The organism is Streptomyces sp. NPDC059718, assembly GCF_042733315.1.
Classification (GTDB): Bacteria; Actinomycetota; Actinomycetes; order Streptomycetales; family Streptomycetaceae; genus Actinacidiphila.
In genome coordinates this window covers 30,421-53,279 of the sequence record NZ_JBHWGA010000023.1, presented here as the reverse complement: position 1 = coordinate 53,279, position 22,859 = coordinate 30,421, and the positions used below count along the sequence as shown (strand labels likewise).

Sequence of the window (22,859 nt, the reverse complement as noted above, 5' to 3'; positions counted from 1 at the left end):
CGGATCAGCCCGCGCGTTCCGCCGCGCTGCGCTCCACGCAGAACTCGTTGCCCTCCGGGTCGGCGAGCACCACCCAGCCCGTGCCGTCGGGGCGGCGGCGGTCGTCGACCTGCGTCGCGCCGAGCAGGAGGAGGCGCTCGACCTCCTCGTCCCGGGTGCGGTCCTGGGGCTGGACGTCCAGGTGCACGCGGTTCTTGACGGTCTTGGGGTCCGGAACGGTCACGAAGAGGATGCCGGGGCCGCCGGCGACCTCGATCAGGGCCTCCTCGTCACCGGGCTTGTCGTCCTCGTGCAGCGGGCGGTCCAGGACGAGGGACCAGAAGCTCGCCAGACGGTGGGCGTCGGCGCAGTCGATCGTGATGTGGCGCATTGCGGAGGTCATGGGGCGGATTCTGGTCCACGGCGCCGGACCGGGGCAACGCAGTTGTGTCAGGGGCGGCCGATAGCGTTGACGTGTTCCCCCGCCGGATCCCGTGAGCCCGGAAGCAGGAAGCGACAGCCGTGAGCGACGACGTCCTGTCGGTCATACCGACCGACCCCCGATGGCAGCCCAGCCGTGACGCGGCAGAGCGTGCCGTCGTCCTCGTCGCCTCGCTGGAACCCGAGGATCCCGACGGTGCGGACATCGAGATCGAGGTCAGCCGGTACGACACCATCATGCCGGTCGAGTGCGGCGGCAATCTGGTCGCCATCGGCTGCCCGTTGTGCGGTGGCCCCGTTGACACCGCCTGGTGGTCGGCCGTGTTGGACGCGCACCGTGACGAGGGCTTCGTGACGCTGTCGGTCGACGTCCCGTGCTGCGGCGGTGCCACGTTGCTGGACGAACTGCACTACGACTGGCCGTGCGGGTTCGCGCGCTTCGAGATCGCCGTGTGGAACCCCCGCCGTGACTGGTTCGGCGACGACGAACTGGCCGCCCTCGGTGAAGCGCTCGGCCACCCCGTCCGGCAGATCAGGGCTCACATCTGATCGGGCCGGGTACCGGCCCGTCAGTCCGCGCGGCCGGTCGTGGCCACCGTCACGCCGAGGCCGATCATCGCCAGCCCGCCGGCGCCGCCGATCGCGGACAGGCGGCGGTCGGAGCGGCCCAGCCACACGCGGGCGGCGGAGGCGGTCAGGCCCCACAGGGTGTCGCTGACGAGGCCGATGCCGATGGGGACGAGGCCGAGGAGCAGCATCTGCGCGGGCAGTGACCCGGCGGAGTGGTCCACGAACTGGGGGAGCACGGCGGCGAAGAAGACGATGCCCTTGGGGTTGGTGACCCCGACCGCGAGGCCGTCCGCGACGGTCCGCAGGTCACCGCGGACGGGCCGGTCAGGGCCGTCCATCGCGCCGACCGTGAGCTCCCGGCGGTGCCGGAACGCCTTCACGCCGAGGAGGACGAGGTAGGCGGCCCCGGCCAGTTTCACCACCAGGTAGAGCGTCAGGGACCGCTCGATCAGCGAGCCCAGGCCGAACGCCACGGCCACCACCAGCAGGTACGAGCCGATGAAGTTGCCCAGCACCGACGCGAGGGCGGTGCGGCGGCCGTGCGCCAGGGCGCGGCCGATGACGAAGAGCACGCTGGGCCCGGGGATGACGATGACGAGCAGGGACATCGCCGCGAACGCGAGCAGCCGGTCCATGGACACCACGGTCCCTCACCTCCGCGGCCATTGAACCAGGTGCCCGGGATCCCCCGCCGGTCCGGCGGCCGGCAGGGAACCCCGGGGACGGGACCGGGACCCGTCAGTCCCGGCCCACCACGGCTTGGGCGTACGGGATCAGCCGCACCGGCCCGACGAGCCCCGTGCGCTGCGAGGCGGCACCGCCGTACACGGAGGGGTCGCTGACGCGCAGCCGGTTGAGCAGCGGCGTGGCCACCTCGACCTCGATCGTGTTGCTGCCGCGGCGGAGCAGCCCGCCGAGGTCCACCACGGGGTTGACGTGGCTGGTGACCGGTGCCGGCCGCCCGTTGACGCTGACCCGGAAGGTGTCGGTGACCTCGCCGAGGTCGAGCAGCGCGCCGAGGTCGCCGCTCCAGGACCGGTCGAGTTCGACGGTGGCCCGGTAGCGGCCGATGCCGGCGGCGTCCGTGAGCTCCGGGACGGCGTTCCACGGAGCCAGGGCGTCGAGGGCGATCCGGTGCCGGACGACGGTGGTGCGGTCCGGGTCCGCGCCGGGACGCCAGTCCTCGGCGTCCAGGGTCCAGGAGGTGAGCTCCCGGGACGCGGGCACCTCCCCGACCACGGTGCCGACCGAACCCCCGCGCGACAGCGCCGTGGTGTAGGTGCCGGCCGCGCGGGCGCGCAGGACGAGCCGGCCGTCGTCGAAGCGCACGTCGTCCGCGTCCGTGGTGACGGCGTGGGTACGGCCGGGCTCGCCGTGGAACCGTCCCGGCGGCGCGAAGGCCACGACCATCGACTCGGCCGGCTGCAGCGCCACCCGGAAGGTGAACAGGTCGCCGTCCTGCGCGTACAGCGCCAGCGGCCGGGCCTCGCCCGTCCACGGGTCCAGCAGGTACGGCACCGCGCCCGAGCGGGTGCGGCGCACCGTGACGGCGTGGTCGATCGCGGCGACGGGGGGCTTCACGGTCTCGGCGTGCTTGCCGTTGACGAGGTAGAACCAGTCGACGCCCTCGTCGAAGCGGTGCATCGTCAGCAGCGTCGAGGGCACGGCATAACTCACGTCGGGCACCAGACCGAGGTCCGCGAGGGCCTGACCCACCGCCGTCTTGTCGGTGACCTGCCGGACCCGCGGCTGCGCCAGCAACTCGGCGACGGCAGATCGGAGTTGCTGTAGGGCGGAGTCGTCCTCCACACCGGGCGTCGTGACCGTCGTCCAGTCGCCGAGCAGGACGACCGGCAGCCCGGCCCGTGTCAGGCGCAGCAGGTGGCGCGCGTCAGCGAGGGTGAGGGTGACCGCCGAGCCGGAGAAGAAGTCCCCCTCGACGAACAGCGCCCGGTAGGCAGGGCCGTCGGGAGCCAGCCGACCGTCGCGGACCTTCGCCGACGGCAGGTCCAGCAGGGGCCCGCTGAGGAACTGGTGGGTCCAGCCGAGCGGCACGCCCGTCGAGGTGAACCAGGAGGCGCCGATCCCCGTCGCGGTGTAGCCGGTCTGCCGGAAGACGGCGACGTCGATCCGGGAGGTGCCGCGCTGCATGGCGTGGTGCACCCGGGACAGGTACCCGGACACGTCGGTGACGTGCCGCCAGGTCGGGTGCCGCGGGCCCCAGGACTCGCCGTAGCCGACGGTGCCGTTGTACGGGGTGAAGGCCGCGTAGCCGGGCCACTTCACCCCGGGCAGCGTGGCGTACGAGAAGCCGTGCACGACGGTCTGGTTGACGCCGGCCGCGTACGCGCCGCCCATGGTGCGCAGGAACTTCTCCCACGTGGTGCTGTACGCGGAGCCGGTGTAGGCGCCTGCCTCGCAGGACAACACCGTGTGGCCCGCCATGTCCCGGCCGCCGGCCAGGCAGCGGTAGTCGTCGAGGTTCTTGAAGCCCAGCGACTCGCCCTCGGGGATGTCCAGCAGCGCGGCGGACCGGATGGCGTCGGTCTGCAGGCCGTACGGCTGCGCGCGCATCCCCAGGCCCAGGGTGTGCGCCCAGCCGCGCAGCGCCGTGAGGTGGTGGGTGTTGTACAGGTCGCTGACGGTGTCCCAGAAGTCGTGCCGTATCTGGCGGGTCGCGACGGCGTCGTAGGCGTAGACCTGGTTGCCGCCGCTCATCGCGATGACGGGCAGGACGGGCAGCAGCGGGTAGCCGTTGCGCTTCTCGAAGGCGGCGGGCAGCCCGGGGGTCCAGGGCAGCGCCTTGGTCTCGATCTCCAGGGAGTCCTCGAACAGGACGCCGCCGGCGCTCTTGAGGAGGCCCCGGATCTCCTTCGTGAGCAGGTTCCGCTCCCAGAAGCCGGTGACGGCGGCGGTGCCGGCCGCGCTGAAGTGGTCCACGACGTACGCGGTGGGCGAGGTGTGCGGACCGCCCTCGGGGGTCTGCCCGGTGCCGCGCTGCCAGAAGGCGGTGAGCACCCAGTCGCCCCCGCCGGGCGCGGTCCAGTCCACGGCGCCGTCGGCGATGTGCGCGGTGAGGTCCTGGACGCTCGCGCGGTCCAGGCCGGTCTCCTTGCGGGTGGCGTTCTCGGGGGCGATCCGGGTGGCCAGCAGGCCCAGCAGCCGCTGCCGGGTGACCCCGGACGCGGGGGCCAGGGCGGGGGCCGGCACGGGGCCCGAGTAGGCTGTCCCGGCGGCCACGGTGACGGCGCCGAGGGCGAGTTCCTGCACCGCGGCCTCGCTGTCGGGGGTGATCCCGGGGACGGCCGCCGGCCAGCTGGGGCCGATGGTGAGGTCGATGGTGACGCCCCGCCGGCGGGCCTGGTCCAGGGCCGCGTGGACGCCGGCGACCCAGGCGGGGCTGCCCCAGCCGTGGTGCTCGGTGTCCAGTACGGAGGTGTCCTTCACGCTGTGGTGGACGGCGGCGATCTCGGCGCCGCCGAACCCGGCGTCGGCTATCTGGTCGACCTCGCGTCTGATCTCCTCGGGGTCCACCAGCCCGTCCGGCCACCACCAGCGGAACTTCGGCCGCACCGCGCTCCCCGGCTCGGCGAACGTGCCTGCCGCGCCGCCCGCGCCTGCGCTCGCCGTCCCTGCCCCGGTCCGTGCCGCGGCGGCAGCGGGCAGTGCGGGGGCCAGGGCCGCCGCGGTGCCCGCGACGGCGGTGGCGATGAGGAGGCTGCGACGGGAAACCCCGCCGGCCTCGGGGCGGTTGCTGTCGTCGTGCATGGTTCCGTAGCTCCCCGGAGTGAGAGGTGGAGGTGCCTTTCATCCCGGAGTGATCAGTGCCGAGATGCAACGCGCTGATGATCGAACCGTTCGCATTGATCACATTGAACCGTTTCAATCCTTGCGGAGGCTACAGCGAGGTCGCGGGCGGGGGCAAGGTCCCGGTGGGCGCGAACCTCGACGGGTGTGGTGGGGGAGGCTTGTGCGGCCGTCAGGAGCGGGCGTGCCGAAGGCCTGCGCCCGGACCTCCGCGGCGTATGCGGGCCGTGAGATGAGAACGTTTCAGGCGGGGATCGCACAGCACGCGGTCGCGCCGGGTTACCGGGTCGCCGGGAGGGTGCGACGCAAATGTGCCGTGCGGGCGGACTCGATGAAATCCGAAACGCCCGGCGTCCCCTTCCGGCATTTCCACGCGGACGGCGCTCCTCGGCGCCTACTGGTCGACGGTGAAGATCACGGCACGGCCCTCCCGTGCCGCCGCCCGGTAGAAGTCCTTCAGCCCGGGCAGGAAGGCCTCGGTGTAGGCCAGGTCCTCCGCGTCGCCGGTGCCCTGGTAGGCCTCGAAGGTGAGCGTGGCGAAGCGCTCGCGCAGCCACGCGGCGTCCAGCGGCTCCAGGGCCGCCGCGACCTCGGGAACCTGGTCCGCCGTGACGTGGCAGACGATGTAGTCGTCCTCTTCGTGGAGCGGTACCCCGCCGAGGATGACGTGCGACAGGGGGAACTCGCCGTTGTCGAAGCTCAGGTCACCGTCCGTGAAGCACCGGTGCAACGCGTCCCAGGACGAGTCGAGTTCGCACAGGTGGTCCCTGTCCCAGCGCTCCTCGATCTCTTCGACGACCGCGGCCAGCGCGTCGTCGTCCTCGCAGGCCAGAATGCGTGCGGAGTCGGTTTCGTCCAAGGCGAAGAGAACGGCGCGGGTCCCCATCGTGCCCTCCCGGCGGGTGCTCGGATGCGGTGCGGTGCGATCCAACCACACGGCCGGCCGGGCTCCGCTACGTTCGGGCCATGCGGATCACCAAGTACACCCACGCATGCGTGCGCATCGAGCACGAGGGGCGCGTGCTCGTCGTCGACCCCGGGACGTGGAGCGAGCCGGCCGCACTGACCGGGGCGGACGCCGTACTCGTGACGCACGAGCACATCGACCACGTCGACGTCCTGCGCCTGGCCGGGCTCGGCGTACCGGTCCACGCCCCCGCCGACGCGGACGTCCCGCGGCTGGAGGCGATCCGGGTCACCCCCGGTTCGGAGTTCACCGCCGCCGGTTTCCGCGTGCGCGCGGTCGGCGGCCGTCACGCGCCCGTCCACGCGGGCGGGACCGCCTGCGCGAACCTCGGTTACGTCATCGACGACGCCGTCTACCACCCCGGTGACGCCCTGCACGTGCCCGGGCAGCCGATCGAGACGCTCATGGTTCCGCTCCAGGCCTCCTGGCTGAAGACGACCGAAGTGATCGACTTCGTCAACGCGGTCGCACCGCGGAGGGCGTTCGGGATCCACGACGGCCAGATCAACGAGCGCGGCCTCAGCAGCGTCAACGGCTGGCTCGCGGAACAGACCGACCACGGCTACCGGTACCTGCGGCCCGGCGAATCGCTCTGAACGTGAGGGTGCTTCCCCCGGAGACGGCGACGGCGACACCGGGGGACCCGCGGCCGGCCGGCCCTTCGACGCCCACCGCCGACGTCCACGCACAGATGGCCCACGAGTGAACGCCGTTCGTCGGGAATCGGTACCACGAGGGCCGGCGGCACTACGATCGCGCGATGGCTGACGACACCTTCCTCGCGTACGGCCCCCGGGTGGCCATCCGGCGGATCACCGCACGCGACCACGAAGAGATCGGCGCGCTCGCCCGGGAGAGCGCCGCACTGCACGCGCCCTGGGTGCCCGCGTGGGAGCACACCCCCGAGTCCTTCCGCGACTGGGTCGGGCGCTTCGACCACCCGACGCACGAGGGCTTCGTGATCTGCCTCCCCGGGACCGGCGCCATCGTCGGCGGGGTCAACATCAACAACATCGTCAGGGGCACCATTCAGAGTGGTGCCCTCGGCTACGTCGCGTACGCGTCGACCGCGGGTCGCGGCTACATGACGGAGGGGCTGCGGCTCGTGATGGCGTACGCCTTCGGCGACCTCGGCCTGCACCGGCTGGAGGCCAACATCCAGCCCGCGAACGTGGCGTCGATCAGGCTGGTGGAGCGGCTCGGCTTCGAGCGCGAGGGGTACTCCCCGCGCTTCCAGTACCTGGACGGCGCCTGGCAGGGCCACGAACGGTGGGCCGTGACGGCCGAGATGGCGGTGGGCGAACCCCCCGAGGCGGACTGAGGCACGCACGCCGCCGGGCGCCGGGGACGGTCGTGGCGCGGTGTTAGCGTCCCGGCCATGGACGACAGCGTTTACGTGGGCAATGCCGGTGAGGACGCGCCGCTCGACAAGGGCTGGCTGCTGGGGCACTTCAAGGAGGCGGGCGACCCCCGGCACAGTGCCGCCGTGGAGATCAAGTGGGGCGTCCATCCGGCGGGGGACGAGCGCGGGGAGTGGGTGCGCGGCGAGGAGCGGACGACGCTGCAGGTCCTCGTCAGCGGGCGGTTCCGGGTCGACTTCCCCGGCCGGTCCGTGGTGCTGGCGCGGCAGGGGGACTACGTCGTCTGGGGCAAGGGCGTGGACCACTCGTGGGTGGCGGAGGAGGACTCGACGGTGCTGACCGTCCGCTGGCCGTCCGTGCCGGGCTACGCGGTCCCGGCCGCCGATCAGGAGTAGCGGCCCCGCCCCGCGGCCCGCGGGGAGCTGGCTCGAAATTTTCGGCGGCACCGCCGAGTTGAGCCGCCCGACGCCGATGGCGGCCTCACCGGCCCCGCATTGATCAGGGAAAAGGTCCGCAGATCCGCATCATCCGGGCGGTGTGGCGTGTCCGCCACCGTGGCTGGAATTGATCGCTCGGCTTCGTCACTTCACTGTTGCCGCACCGTAAATCCGCACGTGGTCGGCTCGCCGTGGGACCGCTCCCACGATGAGCGGCTGACCGACTTTCGGACAATGATCTCCGCAGTGATGACAGTGGACGAACATGCTGAAACGATCCCCCACGTCGTGCGGGCATCATTCGCACGTCACCTCGCGGAGGCATCAAGAGCCTCCAATGTTCCCCTCCCCAACGGTCGTTCACGCGGCCGTTCACAAGGAGCTCCACGAGTGACGAACCATCCCGCTGTCACGGGCGCCAGTTCACCGCCGAATCCCTCTCCCACCCGCCGTGCGCGCGGAGCACGCGGCCGCGTCGCGGCGACCGCCGCCGTGACCCTGGCCGCACTGCTGACCCCCCTCCTCCCGGCCACCGGCGCCGCCGCCGCGCCCGAGGGCGACGGGACGGCACCGCGCAAGATCGTCGCGGAGTCCCGGCCCGGGGCGCGCTCCGTGGCCCTTTCCGCCGCGCAGCGCAAGCAGCTGCTCAAGGCCGCGTCCGACGGGCGCAGCGCCACCGCCCGCGCACTCCAACTGGGCGACAAGGAAGCGCTGATACCCAAGGACGTCATCAAGGACGCCGACGGCACGGTGCACACCCGTTACGAGCGCACCTACGCCGGGCTCCCGGTCGTCGGCGGCGACCTGGTGGTCCACGAGCGGGCGGGCGTACGCACCGTCAGCAAGGCGTCGCCGGCCCGGGTCGCGGTGCCGACGACGAAGGCCGCCGTCAGCGCCGCGAAGGCGAAGAAGTCCGCCCTCTCCGCCGCCAAGAGCGAGCGGACCCAGGACCCGGCGGCGGACGGAGCCCCGCGTCTGGTCGTCTTCCTCGGCGACGGCAAGCCCACCCTCGCCTGGCAGTCCTCCGTCACCGGCACCCAGAAGGACGGGACCCCGAGCCGGCTGAACGTCGTCACCGACGCCGCGACCGGCAAGGAGCTCCAGAGCGTCGAGGAGATCCGCTCGGGCATCGGCAACAGCCAGTACAGCGGGCAGGTGCAGATCGGCACCGTGAACAACGGCGGAGTCTACGAGCTGACCGACCCCGAGCGCGGCGGTCACAAGACGTACGACCTGACCGGCGTGGGCGGCATCGGCAACCTGGTCACCGACGACGACGACGTCTGGGGCGACGGCACGCTCGCCGACCGCCAGACCGCCGCCGTGGACGCCGCCTACGGTCAGCGCGAGACCTGGGACTTCTACAAGCAGCGCTTCGGCCGCAACGGCATCGCCGACAACGGCGTCGGGGCGTTCTCCCGCGTCCACTACGGGGACGGGTTCGCCAACGCCTTCTGGGACGACGGCTGCTTCTGCATGACGTACGGCGACGGGCGCGGCAACGAGCACCCGCTCACCGAACTCGACATCGCCGCACATGAGATGACCCACGGTGTCACCTTCGCCACCGCCAACCTCACCTACACCGGGGAGTCCGGCGGCCTGAACGAGGCGACCAGCGACATCATGGCCACGGCCGTGGAGTTCTCCGCCGACAACCCCGCCGACGTCCCCGACTACATGATGGGCGAACTCGCCGACGTCCGCGGCACCGGCAAGCCGCTGCGCTACATGGACCAGCCGTCCAAGGACGCCGACCCCGTCAAGGGCACGTCGCTGGACTACTGGACGCCGCAGCTGAAGAAGGAGGACGTCCACCACAGCTCCGGCCCGGCGAACCACTTCTTCTACCTCCTCTCCGAGGGCAGCGGGAAGAAGACCATCAACGGCGTCGCCTACGACAGCCCCACCTACGACGGTCTGCCGGTCGCCGGCATCGGCCGGGACAACGCGACCGACATCTGGTACCGGGCGCTGACCACGTACATGACGAGCAGCACCGACTACGCCGGGGCGCGCACCGCCACCCTCCAGGCGGCCGCCGACCTGTTCGGGCAGGGCAGCGCCACCTACGAGGCCGTCGGCAACGCCTGGGCGGCGGTCAACGTCGGTGCCCGCTACGTCAACCACATCGCCATCGTGACGCCCTCCACCCGCCCCGTGGCCGTCGGGCAGCCGATGAGCCGTCAGATCGAGGCGGTGGGCTCCAGCCCCGGGCGGCTGGTCTACTCCGCGGACGAGCTGCCCAAGGGTCTGTCCATCAACGCGCAGACCGGCCTGATCAGCGGCACGCCCAAGAAGGCCGGCACCTACAAGACGGCCATCACCGTCGAGAACACCGCGCAGCGCGGGGCCAAGCGCACGGTGCGCTTCGACTGGCCCGTCCTGGCGTCCGGCGGGCGCTTCTTCGTCAACCCCGCCCGCTACGACATCCCCAACTGGAAGACGATCGAGTCGCCGCTGGTCGTGACCGGCCGCAAGGGCAATGCGTCCCGCGACCTCAAGGTGACGATCGACCTCGTCCACCCGTGGGTCGGCGGCCAGATCGTCACCCTGGTCGCCGAGGACGGTACGGAGATCCCGGTGAAGCCCTGGTACTGGGACACCGGCGAGGGCGAGGTGCACGCGACCTACACCGTGGACGCCTCGGCGGTCCCGGCCAACGGCACCTGGAAGCTGCGGGTCACGGACAACACCCCCGGCATCTTCACCGTCGACCCCGGCTACCTCGACCGCTGGAGCCTGACCTTCTGACCACCGGGCGCAGCCGGTGCCGCTCCGGCACCGGCTGCGCCGTCACGGTCGGGCGCCGGACCGTGCCCCGGCACGGAAGGACGCCCGGTAGGTCTGCGGTGCGACGACACCGTTGGTGAAGCCGGCCTCGCGGGCGACGGCGGCGATGCTCAGGCCGGGCGTCATGGCCGCGGCGTACGACGTGCGGGCGGACGTCGATCCCGGCCGCCGTGCCCGCTGAGGCCAGGACGGCCCCGCGGGCGCGGGGGCGCGTCCGGCCGGGTTGCCGCAACCGGAGGGTGCGGTGGCGTGTACCTGCCGTAGGTCGGCTGTCAGGCCCGTCCCCATGAGGCCGCGCCGGAGGCACGCACGACCAGCACGTGGACAACCTCGACGCCTCGGGGCGTGCCTACCTGGACCGGGTGCCGCTGCTGATGTCCACGGCGGGCGACGCGGAGCGCCTGGGCGGCACCACCGGGTCCGGCGACGGTGTCCCCACCGTCCACGTCAGCGGCGACAACGCCTCGCTCGACCGCGTCCGCGCCGTCGCCGGGCGCTTCGGGCGGGTCGACGGCCGCCTCACGCTCACCGTCGCCGAGGCCGCCGAGGCCGCGCGGACGCGACCTGAGACAGGACCCGCCCGAAGGAGCCGCCCGGGACTCCGCACGAAGGCCTCCGGCCGGGGGCGCCCCGGTAGGGACGCACAGCGTCGATAATCGACGTATGAGTCAGCGGAACGCTTCGAACACCACGCTGGGTGACTTCCTGCGGGCGTGCCGTTCCCGGGTGAACCCCGGAGACGTGGGCCTGCCGGACGACGGGCGGCACCGCCGGGTGCCGGGACTCCGGCGGGAGGAGCTGGCGCAGCTGGCCAACGTGAGCGTGGACTACGTGGTGCGCCTGGAGCAGGGCCGTACGGTGCACGTCTCGACGGCGGTGCTGGAGTCGCTCGCCCGGGCGCTGCGCCTGCGGCCCGACGAGCGCGACTACCTGCTGCGGGTCGCCGCGGCCGGCGCCGAACCGCCCGCCTCCGCGCCGACGCTCATCCGGCCGCAGACGCAGACCCTGCTCGACGGGCTGCAGGAGTACCCGGCCATGCTGCTGAGCCACCGGCTGGACGTCCTGGGCTGGAACCCGCTGGGCGCGGCGCTGATCACCGACTTCGCCGCCGTTCCGGAACCGCAACGCAACCTGGTGCGCATGGCCTTCCTGGACCCGGCCTTCCGCGAGCTGTACGCGGACTGGCGGACCGTCGCCCGCGAGTGCGTCGCCTACCTCCGCATGGGCGCGGCGCGCGACCCGCAGGACCCGCGGCTGAAGGCGCTGGTGCAGGAACTCTCCGACGCCGACGCCGACTTCCGCCGCTGGTGGTCGGACCACCGGGTGCGGACCCGTGCCGCGGGGCAGAAGACCTTCCGGCACCCGGTGGCCGGCACCATGACGCTGGACTTCCAGAGCCTCGTCGTGGGCGACGACCCGGACCAGACCGTCTTCGTCTACACCGCGCAGCCCGGCACACCCGCCCACGAGGCCCTGCGCTTCCTGGCCACCTGGTCGGCGAGCCCCGCCGCCGTGCGCCCGTGACCGGAACCGCCTGGTACTGCCGGTCCCAGGAAGCCGTCGCCTACGGCTGATCCTTCTCTGGCCCGCCCTTCGCCGCGGGCACACGCTGGGACACGTCGACAGAACGACCCCCAGTGATCATGAGGAGCTCATCACCATGACGACGTGGTTCATCACCGGCGCATCCCGCGGGTTCGGCCTGGAAATCGCCCGGCAGGCCCTCGAGCGGGGCGACAACGTCGTGGCCACCGCCCGTACCCCCCGCGCCGTGGAGGAGGCCCTCGCGGCCCACGCGGACCGGCTGCTGGCCGTACCGCTCGACGTGAACGACGAGGAGCAGGCCCGGGCCGCCGTCGAGGCGGCGGTCGAGCGGTTCGGCACCATCGACGTCCTCGTCAACAACGCGGGCAGGGGCCTGCTCGGCGCGGTGGAGGAGACCAGCGACGCCGAGGCGCGCGCGGTGTTCGACACCAACGTCTTCGGACTGCTGACCGTGACCCGTGCCGTCCTGCCCGTCATGCGGGCCCGGCGTTCCGGACGGATCGTCAACCTCAGCTCGGTCGGCGGATTCGTCGGGTGGGCGGGCTGGGGCCTCTACTGCGCGACCAAGTTCTCCGTCGAGGCCGTGACCGAGGCCCTGCGGCTGGAACTCGCGCCGCTCGGCATCCAGGCGACCGCCATCGAGCCCGGCCCGTTCCGGACGGACTTCCTGGACTCCTCCTCGCTGCACCGCACCGAGCGGGTCATCGAGGACTACCAGGAGAGCGCGGGAGGCATGCGCGACTGGGCGGACGACAGCAACCACGCCCAGGACGGCGACCCGGTGAAGGCGGCGGCCGCCATCATCACCGTCGCCCGGGCGGAGGAGATGCCGGCCCGGATCCCGCTGGGCAAGGCCAGCCTCGCCGACGTGGAGGACAAGCTCGCAGGAGTGGCCCGCGAGATCGCGACGTGGCGGGACCTCGCCCTGTCCACCGACTTCACCTCGTGACCCGGGCAGCTTCCGCGGCACCGTGAAGGCCCCGGGTCCCCCGCCGTGACGGTGGGGGACCCGGGGCCGGGCCGTGTCGGCCGGCCGGCCTCAGCGCAGCGCCTCCGGGCCGCCGTTGAGCGCGGTGAGCAGTGCCAGGGGGGTGGCCGCGGCCCAGGCCTGGGGCGAGCAGGAGTGCGGATACGGCACGGGGACCGGGTGCTCGTCCCGTCCGTACCCGGCCATCACCTCCGGCAGCCGCCAGTCGTGCGCGGCGGCCGCCTGGACCAGCCCGTGGGCGATCTCCGAGGCCTCCTCCGCCAGACCGCTGCGGGCCAGACCCAGCACGACGACCGCGTTGTCGTGCGGCCAGATGCTGCCGCGGTGGTACGACAGCGGGTGGTAGGGGGCCTGGCCCGACGCCAGGGTGCGCACCCCCCAGCCGGAGAAGAAGTCGGGCTGCAGCAGGCGCCGTCCCACCGTCCGCGCGTCGGCCGGGTCGAGGATGCCGGACCACAGCAGGTGCCCGGCGTCCGAGGCGAGGGCGTCGACCTGCCGGTCCTCGCCGTCCAGGGCGAGGGCGGGGAAGTCCGGGCCGCTCATCCAGAAGTCCCGGCGGAACCGTTCCCGCAGGTCCGCCGCGGCCTTCTCGAGCCGGGCCGCCTCCTCGGCGTCGCCCCACACGGTCCGGGCCAGGCGCGCGGTGCGGACCAGGGCGTCGTAGGCGTAGCCCTGGACCTCGGCGACGGCGAGCGCGCCCTCGGGCCGGCGGCCGTCGGCGAAGCAGATGGCCCCTTCGGAGTCCTTCCAGTTCTGGTGCGCCAGCCCGCCGCGCGCGGCGTCGGAGGTGTAGCGCAGGTAGCCGCTCCCGCCCAGCCCGCCGTCGCGGAACATCCACTCCACCGCGGCCCGGGCGTGCGGCTCCAGGCGCCGTGCCAGCCGCGGATCGCCGGTCGCCGCGCTGTGGGCCTCCAGCAGCACCAGGAACAGCGGCGTGGCGTCGGCACTGCCGTAGTAGCGGCCGTACGGCACCTGCCGGAAGTGGGCGAGTTCGCCGTGCCGGACCTCGTGCACGATCCTGCCCGGCTGCTCGAGGCGGGCCGCGTCGTGCCGGGTGCCCTGGGTGGCCGCCAGCGCCAGGAGGGTGTCGGCGGCCAGTTCCGGCCGGTACGGCAGCGCGAACAGCGAGGTGAGCAGCGAATCGCGGCCGAAGAGGGTGAGGAACCAGGGGATGCCGGCCGCGGGCACCAGCAGCGGCTCGCCCGCCGGGCCCGTCGCCGGTACGCGGAGCCGGGCCAGGTCGGCCAGACCCGCCGCGCAGGCCCGCGCGAGCTCGTCCCAGTTGGTGAGCGAACGCGGCCGCGGCCGCGCCTGGACGAAGCCGTCCTCCTCGGCGGCATGCCGGTTGCGGACCGCCATCGGGTCCGGGGGAGCGGCCGGTTCCGCGGCGCCGTGGGGCACCGCCCGGACGCTCAGGGAGAGCTCGGCCGCACCGTGTCCGGGCAGGGACAGCCGCCAGGTGAGCAGGCGCGCGGTGCCTTCCGGCGCCGGCCGGCGGACTTCCGCGGGGGCGGGCGAGGCGGTGACGGTGGTCCGCGCGTCCCAGTCCTCGCCGCGCCGGTAGCGGAAGGTGACGCCGTCCGGCCGGTCCTCGACGGTGCGCCGGCCGTCGGCCTTGTCGTAGTGCCGGTGGTCGCCCCGCAGCTCGAACTGGTCCGCGAAGTCGGCGTCAACCTCCAGCGCGATCTCCACCGTCGCCGGCTCCGCGCGGTTGCTGACCACGCGGACGCGCTCGGTGAGCGCACCCGCCACGACGGCCTGCCGGCGGAAGAGCGAGTACGCGGGAGGCTCGTCCCGGCCGCCCTCCGGGGTGAGCACGAAACCGTCGTCGGAGGAGGTCAGCAGGGACGGCGCGACGCCGTCCGCGGTGAGCCGCCAGCGGCTCAGGTGCCGGGCGTCGCGGAGGAAGAGGCCGTCCGGGGTGTCGCCACGGCGTCCGGTGATGTCGCCGGAGCGGCTGGTGGAGGCGAAGGTGCCGCGGTGGACCAGCAGACGTTCGACGGTCATCGGGCGGGCTCTCCTTGCGGTGTCCGGTGCAGCAGGTCCAGGGCCAGTGCCGCGGTCCAGCTGAAGCGGCGGATGCCGCGGCCCTGGCCGCTGTGCGGTTCGACGTACTCGGCGAAGCCGGTGCGGCGGGCGTCGTCGAGCGCCTGGTCGCGCAGGGCGTCGGCCGCCTCGGTCGCGCCGTGCTGCCGCAGGCCTCGGTGGACCAGCCAGGCGGTGTTGAACCAACTGGGGCCCCGCCAGTAGCGGTTGCCGTCGTACTCGGGGGCGGTGAGGTCGTAGCTCGGCACCAGGTGCACCCGGCCGAGCCGGAAGCGCTCGCCGTGCGCCGTCGCGATCAGCGACCGTACGACGGTGTCCGGGAGGCCGGGCACGATCAGCGGTACGAGTCCCGCGACGCTGTGGCCGCCGACGGCCTCGCCGGTCGTCAGGTCACGGGCGAGGAAGATGCCCGCGGCGGGGTCCCACAACCGGTCGACCAGCGCGGCCGTGGCCTGCGCCGCCTTCCGGCGGTGCGGTCCGGGGTCCGCGCCGGTGACCGCGGCGATCTCGGCGAGGGCGTGCTCGGAGGCGATGAACAGGGCGTTGAAGCAGGGGTCCTCGAGGGCGAAGGCGTGCGGGGTGCGCGCGTCGTCGTAACCGTGGTCGCGGTAGTCGGCGGCGAGCCGGACGTAGCGGCCGTAGTCGAGGTCGGTGGGGCGGTCGTCGGGCGCGCTGTGGTCGAGGTCCGCCCTGCGGAAGGACTCCGGCGGGGCCGGTTCGACCCGGGCGAGGGCCGCGTCCCAGACCGGGCTGTTGTCCAGGCCGGGCTCCCAGGGGTGCACCACGGCCGCCAGCCCGCCGCCGCCAAGGTCGCGCGAGGCGGCGAGGTAGCGGTGCCAGGCGGCGAGCCGGGGGTACATCCGGCGCAGGAAACCGCGGCGCCGGGACTCGGCCGGGTCCGCGAGGTGGACCTGCCAGGCGGCGAGCGCGTGCACCGGGGGCTGGACGATGCCGGAGGTCTCGATGTCCGCCGGCGCGCCCGAAGCGGCGCCCGCGCGCGAGCTGCGCCAGAAGTCGGGGCTCGGGAAGTACGCGTCCAGGGGCACCGAGGGGTTGAAGACGATGTGCGGGACACGGCCGTCGCGCCACTGCGCCCCCAGCAGGGTCTCCAGTTCGCGCTGGGCCCTGCGCGGGGCGAGCCGGGCCAGCCCGACGGCGATGAAGGCGGAGTCCCAGCTCCACTGGTGCGGGTAGAGAGTGCGCGAGGGGACGGTCGCCGCGCCCGTCCAGTTGGACAGCAGGACGCGGGCGGCGGCCCGGCGCAGCGCGGCGTCCCGGTCCCCTTCGCGGTCCGGGGACCGCAGGGCCGGTTCGAGGACGGCCGTCATCCGGCGGCCCGGTGCAGGAACGCGGGGACGGACCGCACGGCGTCGACGGGGTCACCGGTCAGACGGCACTCCGCGGCCAGGTGGCCGTCGTACCCGGCGGCGTCCAGCGCCCCGAGCCAGGCCGGCCAGTCCAGGTGGCCGGCGCCGGGCTGGAAGCGGTTGGAGTCGCTGACCTGGGCGTGGCCGATCAGCGGTGCCACGGCCAGGATGGCCGCCGCGGGATCGGTCTCCTCGATGTTCATGTGGTAGCTGTCGATCCCGATGCGCACCGAGTCCAGACCCACGGTGCGGATCAGGTCGGCGGCCTGCTCCAGCCGGTTGACCATGTGGTCCTCGTAGCGGTTGAGGGGCTCCAGGAAGAGCGTGACACCCTCGGCGCGGGCGTGCTCGCCCAGTTCCGTCAGACCCGCGAGGAGCACCTCGCGGTCCTCCTCCTCGCTGCGCGGCGGCTCGAAGGGCGGCAGCCGGCGGGAGAACATGCCGTACGAGGCGGGGGTCTGGGCGCCGCGGCCGCCGAGTTCGGCGATGACGCTGAGCTGCGACTTCATCTGGGCGACGGCGTCACGGCGCAGGTCGGGGTCGAAGGCGCCGAAGAAGTGCAGCATGTCGACGCAGACGGTCGGCATGACGACTCCGTCGGCCTGGGCCCTGCGCAGTTCGGGGAGCCGGTCGCGGAAGTGGAGGTCGCCCTTGCCGCGTAGTTCGATGGCGTCGTAGCCGGCTTCCTGGGCGAACTCCCACTTCTGCTGAAGGGTGTCACCGGGCAGCAGCTGTTCCTGGCAAGCGGTCTTGAACATGATCGAGGGGCCTCTCAGAACTCCAGGACGACCTGGAGCGCGTCGGCGGGACGCTCATCCAGCAGGACGTAGGCTTCGGCCGCGTCGGCGACCGGGACGACATGGCTGACGAGGGACTTCACATCGACGCGGCCCTCGGCGACCAGCCGCAGGAAGGTCTGCTGGAGGCGTTCGACGCTCCAGCGCCCGCTGAGCTGCGGCGGTACCCCGCCGATCTGGGAGCAGATCAGCTGCACGCGGTTGTGGTGGAACTCGTCGCCGAGCCGCAGGCCCACGCCGTCGCCCTGGTAGAAGCCGGAGGCCACGACGCGCCCGCCGACCGCGACCGAGCGCAGGGCGTCGTGCAGCGCCGGGTAGGCGCCGCTGATCTCGATGGCGACGTCGGCGCCGCGGCCGTCGGTGGCGGCGCGGATCCGCTCGGCGACCGCGTCCGTGCGGGCGTTGAGCGTGGCGGTCGCGCCGTACTCCGCGGCCTTGACGAGGCGGACGTCCAGCGCGTCGACCGCGGTGACGCGGGCGCCGTTCAACTGGGCGAGCCGGGTGGTGAGGAGCCCGATGACGCCCTGGCCGAAGACGGCGACGTCCTCACCGAGGTGGACGTCGGCGCCGAGGACGGCGTTGTAGGCGATCGCCCCGACGCGGGCGAAGGCACCGGCCAGCGGCTCCAGGCCCGCCGGGAGCACGTGCCCGACCATGCGCTCGGCGGGCACGACGCCCTCGCTGCGGTGGCCCCAGATGCCCCAGACGAGGTCGCCCACGGCGGGCATGCCGGGGACGTCCGTGAGCTCGGGTGAGACTTCCGTCACCTCGCCGACCTCGGAGTACCCCCAGCCCGCGACGGGGTACTCGATGCCCGCCGCGCCCTCGCGGAACAGACGCGCCTCCGGGTCCCAAGTGCGGGTCAGGTACGGGTTGGTGCCGCGGTACGCGGTGAGCTCGGTTCCCGCCGAGATGCCGGAGTAGCGGGTTCGTACGCGCAGATGGCCAGGGGGCAGGGGAGCTGACTCGCTCGGGGCGACCTCCACCTGACGGGGGCCGGTGAACTGGACGACGCGTTCCACAGGGGGACTCCGGAAAGATCGGTTATGCGGTCCGTTCAGCCATCGGGGGCTGACTTACGTCGAAGATATCCGAGACTTAAGTCTTGTCAACAAGCAAAAGTGGTGCTCTGATGCAACGCGTACGTAACGCGAGGCTGACGTGAGGACGGTTGATGCGCATGTGGTCCCGACGGTCGAGGGCGCTGGCGAGCGGCTTGGCCGCCGCACTGGGGGTCGGACTGATGTCCGGGTGCGCGGCACAGGACCCCGGTAAACCCGACAACAAGATCACCGTCTGGAGCCTGGAGAACCTCACCGACCGCGTGGAGGCGACGAAGAAGACCATCGCCGTCTTCGAGAAGAGCAGCGGTGTGAAGGTCAACCTGGTCGGGGTCGACGAGGGCCAGCTGCCGCAGCTGATCATGTCGGCCGCCGCCGCGGGCACCCTTCCCGACGTCATCGGCGGCATACCCCTCGCGCCGGTCTGGCAGATGTACAGCAACGGCCTGCTGAACACCGACGCCACGAAGAAGATCGTCGACGACCTGGGGCCGGGCACCTTCAACGGCAACGCCCTGAAGCTGACCGGCGACGGCGCCACCCGCCTCGGCGTGCCCAGCGACGCCTGGATGCAGATCCTCGTCTACCGCAAGGACCTCTTCGCCAAGGCCGGGCTCGTCGCCCCCGACAGCTACGACGCGATGCTCAAGGCCGCGCGCGAGCTCCACAGCGGCGGCACGAGCGGCATCTCGCTCTCCACCGACCCCGGTGACGTCTTCACCCAGCAGAGCTTCGAGGACCTGGCCCTCGCCAACGGCTGCGAACTCGCCGACGCCAAGGGCGACGTCACCCTCGACAGCCCCCAGTGCGACCGTGCCTTCGACGCCTACGACAAGCTCGCCGGCGACTACGGCGCCCCGGGCACCCAGACCGTGGACACCACCCGGGCCACCTACTTCGCCGGCCGCTCCTCCATGATCGTCTGGTCCACCTTCCTCCTCGACGAGCTGGCCGGACTGCGGGGCGACGCCCTGCCCAGCTGCGCCCAGTGCAAGAAGGACCCGCAGTACCTCTCCGACAACAGCGGGATCGTCACCGCGCTGAGCGGACCCGACTCCACCAAGCCCGCCCAGTTCGGCGAGGTCTCCTCGTGGGTCGTGACCAAGACCGCCGAGACCGCCGCCTCGGAGAAGTTCATCAAGTTCATGATGGGCGACGGCTACCAGGGCTGGTTCGGCATGGCCCCCGAGGGCAAGATCCCGGTCCGGGCGGGCACGGCCGACGACCCGCAGAAGTACCTCAAGGCCTGGCGCGCCAGCGACATCGGCGTGGACACCAAGAAGCCCATGGAAGAGGTCTTCTCGCCGCAGCTGCTCGACGAACTCGCCGCCGGCGTCGGCAACATGAAGCGCTGGGGCATCACCCAGGGCCAGGGGGCGCTGGTCGGCGCCACCATCGGCGAACTGCCCATCCCCAAGGCGGTGGGCGACATGACCACGGGCCAGACCTCCCCGCAGGAGGCGGCCGAGGAGGCCGACGAGGAAGTCGCGGCCCTGCAGAAGTCCCTCCAGTGAGCCGCACCCGGCCTCGTCCTTCAAGGAAGCAGTGATGAGCACCGCACAGAGCACACAGCAGCGGGGAAAGCCGGCCGCGGACAACGCGCAGGCCGAGCCCCGGCGGCCCCTGACCCTGGCCCAGCGGGAGAACCGGGCGGGACTCGCCTTCGTCTCGCCCACCCTCCTGGTCGTCCTGGTCGTCGTGGTCCTGCCGATCGCCTGGACCGTCCTGCTGGCCTTCCAGCACGCCCGGCTGGTCGACATCCAGAGCATGGGCTTCCTGTCCCACTGGACCTGGGGCAACTTCAGCGAGGTCTTCACCTCGCCCGGCTTCTGGACCTCCCTGTGGACCACCCTGGTCTACACGGTCGGCGCCACCGCCGGCTCCATCGTCCTCGGCCTGATCGCGGCGCTCGCGCTGCGCCGCCCCTTCCGCGGCCGGGCCCTGCTCCGCGGCACCATGCTGCTGCCGTACGTGGCGCCCGTGGTCGCCGTGACCTTCGTCTGGGAGATCGCCCTCAGCCCGCAGTTCGGCATCGTGAACGAGGTCGGCACCAAGCTGTTCGGCTGGGACGAGCCGGTCGCCTTCCTGTCCACCAGGTCCCAGGAGATCTCGCTCCTCGGGTGGCACGTGCACGTGCCGCTGGCCCTGCTCACCGTGATCGCCTTCGAGACCTGGCGCTACTTCCCGTTCGCGTTCCTGTTCCTGATGGCCCGTCTGCAGGCGGTACCGGAGGGGCTGGAGGAGGCCGCCGTCGTCGACGGTGCCACCATCACGCAGCGGTTCCGCCACATCCTCCTGCCCCAGCTGATGCCGGTCATCGCCCTGCTGTCGGTGCTGCGCTTCATCCTCACCTTCAACAAGTTCGACGACATCTACCTGCTCACGGGCGGCGGCTCGGGCACCGACGTGGTCGCCGTGCGCGTCTACGACTTCCTCACCGCCCGCTACGACGTGGGCGCCGCCGCGGCCCAGGCCCTCGTCCTCGCCGCGATCCTCGCCGTGCTGCTCGGCATCTACTTCAAGTTCTTCGCCAAGAAGGTTCAGGAGGAGGCGTGATGGCCAGTCGCGCACAGATCGAGGACCGCACCTTCGCCGTCCTGCGCTGGGTGGTGATCGCCGGACTCGCGGTCATCACGATCTTCCCCTTCTACTACATGCTGCTGCTCTCGGTGAAGCCGATCGACCAGCTGCTGCTCGACCCCGGCAAGCTCTGGGTCGGCAGCTCCGAGCTCACGCTCGACACCTACCGCACCGTCCTCAAGTCGGTCGACGACGGTGGCCAGGGCTTCCTGCGGATGCTCGGCAACTCCGCCCTGGTGGCGCTCGGCACCATGCTGCTGACCCTGCTGGTGTCGGTCCCGGGCGCCTACGCCATCACCCGGCTGAAGTTCTTCGGCGGCCGGCAGGTGAGCGCGCTGTTCCTGGCCGTCTACCTCTTCCCGGCGACGCTGCTCGCGGTGCCGCTGTTCGTCATCTTCGCCCGGATCGGCCTGCAGGGCAGCCTGTTCGGCCTCGCGATCGTCTACATCGCGCAGACCGTGCCGGTGTCCATCTACATGCTGAAGAACTACTTCATCACCATCCCGGAGAGCATCGAGGAGGCCGCCGCCCTCGACGGCGCCTCGCGGCTGCAGACCGTGCGCAAGGTCGTCCTGCCGCTGGCCGCCCCGTCGTTGATGGCCACCGGGCTGTACGTCTTCATGATCGCCTGGAACGAGTTCCTCTTCGCGCTGCTGTTCCTGGCCGCCGAACCCGGCAAGTGGACGGTCTCCCTGGGACTGCAGCAACTGGCCAACGGCATCGAGGTGCCGAAGACCGTCCTCATGGCAGGCTCCGTCGTGCTGACGCTTCCCGTGGTACTCCTTTTCTACGCGGCCGAACGGCTCCTCACCGAGGGCCTGACCAGCGGCGCGGACAAGAGCTGAGCACCATGGCCCGACACGAGGGGGAGCGAGGACGGATGGCTACGCCCTGGAGCACCGCCGGACACCTGCTGGAACTGATCAGGACCGGGCAGGCGACCACCCGTGGGGAACTCCAGCGCGTGACGGGCCTGTCCCGCTCCACCGTCGGCCAGCGGCTGGACCAGCTCTTCGCCGCGGGCTGGCTGCGCACCGTACCCGGTGGGCAGTCCACCGGCGGACGGCCCTCCACCCACCTGCAGTTCGACTCCGGGCACGCCGCCGTGCTCGCCGCCGACCTGGACACCACCAGCGCCCGCGCCGCGGTGCTGGACCTGTCCGGCCGGGTACTTGCCGAGCACACCGGGGAGTTGCTGCTCGACCAGGGCCCGGAGCGGGTGCTGGAGGAACTCGGCCGGTGGTTCGCCAAGCTCCTCGTGGCCGCCGGCGTCCCGGCGGCCACGGTGTGCGGCGTCGGCCTGTCGGTGCCCGGCCCCGTCGACTGGACCACGGGCGTGGTGGTCCGGCCGCCGATCATGCCCGGCTGGGACGGCTACCCCGTCCCGGCCCGGATGCAGGAGGCGCTCGCCCGCCACGCCGGACTGCCCGCCTCGGTACCGGTCCTCGTCGACAACGACGCCAACCTGATGGCCCTGGGCGAGCAGCGCGACTCCTGGCGCGACTGCTCGGCCTTCGTCCTGGTCAAGGTGTCCACCGGCATCGGCGCGGGCGTCGTCATCGACGGCAGCGCCTTCCGCGGGATCGACGGCGGCGCGGGCGACCTCGGGCACATCCGCCTGCACGACGCGTCCGACGCCCTGTGCATGTGCGGCTCCCACGGCTGCCTCGCCGCCGTCGCCAGCGGCCGCGCGCTCGCCGGGCAGCTCAGCGCCCTCGGCGTACCGGCCGGCTCCGCCGCGCAGGTACGCGAGCACCTCGACGCCGGCCACCCCGACGCGGTGCGCCTGGCCCGCGAGGCCGGCCGGCGCTGCGGCGAGGTGCTGGTCACGGTCGTGACCCTGCTCAACCCCGGGGTCCTGATGATCGCCGGAGACCTCGCCGAGACCCACTTCGTCACCGGGGTGCGCGAACTGCTCTACCAGCGCGCGCTGCCCCGGGCCACCCGCAACCTGCAGGTCGTGACCTCCCGGCTCGGTGACCGCGCCGCACTCGCCGGCGCCACCGCCATGGTGGTCGAGCACCTCTACGCCCCGGACCAGGCCAACGAACGCCTGACCGCCGCGGCCCCCAACTGACCCTGGAGCACCACCGTGAACACCCCTGCCCCCGTCGAGGTCG

At 72.4% G+C, this 22,859-nt stretch carries 21 protein-coding genes; 12 read left to right on the top strand and 9 right to left on the bottom strand.

What is annotated here, in order from left to right; all coding sequences use genetic code 11:
* Nucleotides 1-4: 4 nt before the first annotated feature.
* Nucleotides 5-382: a VOC family protein gene (locus tag ACFV3E_RS25265; RefSeq protein ID WP_499515809.1), complete on the bottom strand. Its 378-nt coding sequence runs from the start codon at nucleotides 380-382 to the stop codon at nucleotides 5-7.
* A gap of 119 nt (nucleotides 383-501) precedes the next feature.
* Here ACFV3E_RS25265 and ACFV3E_RS25260 point away from each other — a divergent pair, with 119 nt between their 5' ends.
* Nucleotides 502-969, top strand: coding sequence for a hypothetical protein (locus tag ACFV3E_RS25260; RefSeq protein WP_500536713.1), 468 nt, complete (start codon nucleotides 502-504; stop codon nucleotides 967-969).
* A 20-nt stretch (nucleotides 970-989) separates the two neighbouring features.
* Here the strand turns inward: ACFV3E_RS25260 and ACFV3E_RS25255 are convergent, their stop codons facing one another.
* The 3 genes from ACFV3E_RS25255 to ACFV3E_RS25245 form a co-directional block, all read right to left on the bottom strand.
* Complete coding sequence (locus ACFV3E_RS25255; protein ID WP_500363196.1) at nucleotides 990-1,634, bottom strand: LysE family translocator; 645 nt, start codon at nucleotides 1,632-1,634, stop codon at nucleotides 990-992.
* Nucleotides 1,635-1,728: 94 nt separating this feature from the next.
* Nucleotides 1,729-4,758, bottom strand: a complete 3,030-nt coding sequence (locus tag ACFV3E_RS25250; RefSeq protein WP_500536712.1) for a glycosyl hydrolase — start codon at nucleotides 4,756-4,758, stop codon at nucleotides 1,729-1,731.
* A 433-nt stretch (nucleotides 4,759-5,191) separates the two neighbouring features.
* Entirely contained in the window at nucleotides 5,192-5,683 is a 492-nt protein-coding gene (locus ACFV3E_RS25245) for a YfbM family protein (protein WP_500536711.1), read from the bottom strand.
* Nucleotides 5,684-5,763: 80 nt separating this feature from the next.
* Here ACFV3E_RS25245 and ACFV3E_RS25240 point away from each other — a divergent pair, with 80 nt between their 5' ends.
* The 4 genes from ACFV3E_RS25240 (at nucleotide 5,764) to ACFV3E_RS25225 (ending at nucleotide 10,316) form a co-directional block, all read left to right on the top strand.
* A complete protein-coding gene (locus tag ACFV3E_RS25240; RefSeq protein WP_500536710.1) occupies nucleotides 5,764-6,360 on the top strand; it encodes an MBL fold metallo-hydrolase in 597 nt (198 codons plus the stop codon).
* 164 nt (nucleotides 6,361-6,524) lie between these two features.
* On the top strand, nucleotides 6,525-7,085 hold the full coding sequence (locus ACFV3E_RS25235) for a GNAT family N-acetyltransferase (RefSeq protein WP_500536709.1): 561 nt from the start codon (nucleotides 6,525-6,527) through the stop codon (nucleotides 7,083-7,085).
* A gap of 57 nt (nucleotides 7,086-7,142) precedes the next feature.
* Entirely contained in the window at nucleotides 7,143-7,520 is a 378-nt protein-coding gene (locus tag ACFV3E_RS25230; protein ID WP_500536708.1) for a cupin domain-containing protein, read from the top strand.
* Nucleotides 7,521-7,952: 432 nt separating this feature from the next.
* Nucleotides 7,953-10,316, top strand: a complete 2,364-nt coding sequence (locus ACFV3E_RS25225) for a M4 family metallopeptidase (RefSeq protein WP_500536707.1) — start codon at nucleotides 7,953-7,955, stop codon at nucleotides 10,314-10,316.
* Nucleotides 10,317-10,358: 42 nt separating this feature from the next.
* Here ACFV3E_RS25225 and ACFV3E_RS25220 read toward each other — a convergent pair whose 3' ends face one another.
* Nucleotides 10,359-10,481 carry a hypothetical protein gene (locus ACFV3E_RS25220; RefSeq protein ID WP_500536706.1) on the bottom strand — a complete coding sequence of 41 codons (123 nt, stop codon included), beginning with the start codon at nucleotides 10,479-10,481 and terminating at the stop codon, nucleotides 10,359-10,361.
* A 194-nt stretch (nucleotides 10,482-10,675) separates the two neighbouring features.
* Between ACFV3E_RS25220 and ACFV3E_RS25215 the strand changes: the two genes are divergently transcribed.
* The 3 genes from ACFV3E_RS25215 to ACFV3E_RS25205 all read left to right on the top strand — a co-directional run bounded on the left by ACFV3E_RS25215 (nucleotide 10,676) and on the right by ACFV3E_RS25205 (nucleotide 12,849).
* Nucleotides 10,676-11,011, top strand: a complete 336-nt coding sequence (locus ACFV3E_RS25215) for a hypothetical protein (protein ID WP_500536705.1) — start codon at nucleotides 10,676-10,678, stop codon at nucleotides 11,009-11,011.
* 7 nt (nucleotides 11,012-11,018) lie between these two features.
* Entirely contained in the window at nucleotides 11,019-11,879 is an 861-nt protein-coding gene (locus ACFV3E_RS25210) for a helix-turn-helix transcriptional regulator (protein ID WP_500536704.1), read from the top strand.
* A gap of 136 nt (nucleotides 11,880-12,015) precedes the next feature.
* Nucleotides 12,016-12,849 (top strand): oxidoreductase, encoded by an 834-nt coding sequence (locus ACFV3E_RS25205; protein WP_500363177.1) that lies wholly within the window; start codon nucleotides 12,016-12,018, stop codon nucleotides 12,847-12,849.
* Between the two features lie 90 nt (nucleotides 12,850-12,939).
* On the opposite strand, the gene ACFV3E_RS25200 is transcribed toward ACFV3E_RS25205, so the two are convergent.
* Genes ACFV3E_RS25200 through ACFV3E_RS25185 form a run of 4 tightly spaced genes read right to left on the bottom strand, consistent with a single transcriptional unit; the run spans nucleotide 12,940 to nucleotide 18,120 of the window.
* On the bottom strand, nucleotides 12,940-14,895 hold the full coding sequence (locus ACFV3E_RS25200; RefSeq protein ID WP_500536703.1) for an amylo-alpha-1,6-glucosidase: 1,956 nt from the start codon (nucleotides 14,893-14,895) through the stop codon (nucleotides 12,940-12,942).
* A complete protein-coding gene (locus ACFV3E_RS25195; protein WP_500536702.1) occupies nucleotides 14,892-16,262 on the bottom strand; it encodes an MGH1-like glycoside hydrolase domain-containing protein in 1,371 nt (456 codons plus the stop codon). Before ACFV3E_RS25195 ends, ACFV3E_RS25200 begins: the two co-directional genes overlap by 4 nt.
* Nucleotides 16,259-17,059 (bottom strand): sugar phosphate isomerase/epimerase family protein, encoded by an 801-nt coding sequence (locus ACFV3E_RS25190; protein ID WP_500536701.1) that lies wholly within the window; start codon nucleotides 17,057-17,059, stop codon nucleotides 16,259-16,261. The genes ACFV3E_RS25195 and ACFV3E_RS25190 overlap by 4 nt, the downstream gene beginning before the upstream one ends.
* A 14-nt stretch (nucleotides 17,060-17,073) precedes the next feature.
* Complete coding sequence (locus ACFV3E_RS25185; protein WP_500536700.1) at nucleotides 17,074-18,120, bottom strand: zinc-dependent alcohol dehydrogenase; 1,047 nt, start codon at nucleotides 18,118-18,120, stop codon at nucleotides 17,074-17,076.
* A 152-nt stretch (nucleotides 18,121-18,272) separates the two neighbouring features.
* On the opposite strand from ACFV3E_RS25185, the gene ACFV3E_RS25180 reads away from it, so the two are divergent.
* Genes ACFV3E_RS25180 through ACFV3E_RS25165 form a run of 4 tightly spaced genes read left to right on the top strand, consistent with a single transcriptional unit; the run spans nucleotide 18,273 to nucleotide 22,816 of the window.
* Nucleotides 18,273-19,673 (top strand): ABC transporter substrate-binding protein, encoded by a 1,401-nt coding sequence (locus tag ACFV3E_RS25180; RefSeq protein WP_500536699.1) that lies wholly within the window; start codon nucleotides 18,273-18,275, stop codon nucleotides 19,671-19,673.
* A 34-nt stretch (nucleotides 19,674-19,707) separates the two neighbouring features.
* The gene (locus ACFV3E_RS25175; protein ID WP_500536698.1) at nucleotides 19,708-20,715 is read left to right on the top strand and encodes a carbohydrate ABC transporter permease; all 1,008 of its coding nucleotides are present in this window, start codon (nucleotides 19,708-19,710) and stop codon (nucleotides 20,713-20,715) included.
* Nucleotides 20,715-21,584, top strand: a complete 870-nt coding sequence (locus tag ACFV3E_RS25170; protein WP_500536697.1) for a carbohydrate ABC transporter permease — start codon at nucleotides 20,715-20,717, stop codon at nucleotides 21,582-21,584. The genes ACFV3E_RS25175 and ACFV3E_RS25170 overlap by 1 nt, the downstream gene beginning before the upstream one ends.
* 35 nt (nucleotides 21,585-21,619) lie before the next feature.
* Nucleotides 21,620-22,816: an ROK family transcriptional regulator gene (locus ACFV3E_RS25165; RefSeq protein ID WP_500536696.1), complete on the top strand. Its 1,197-nt coding sequence runs from the start codon at nucleotides 21,620-21,622 to the stop codon at nucleotides 22,814-22,816.
* The last annotated feature ends 43 nt before the right edge of the window (nucleotides 22,817-22,859 follow it).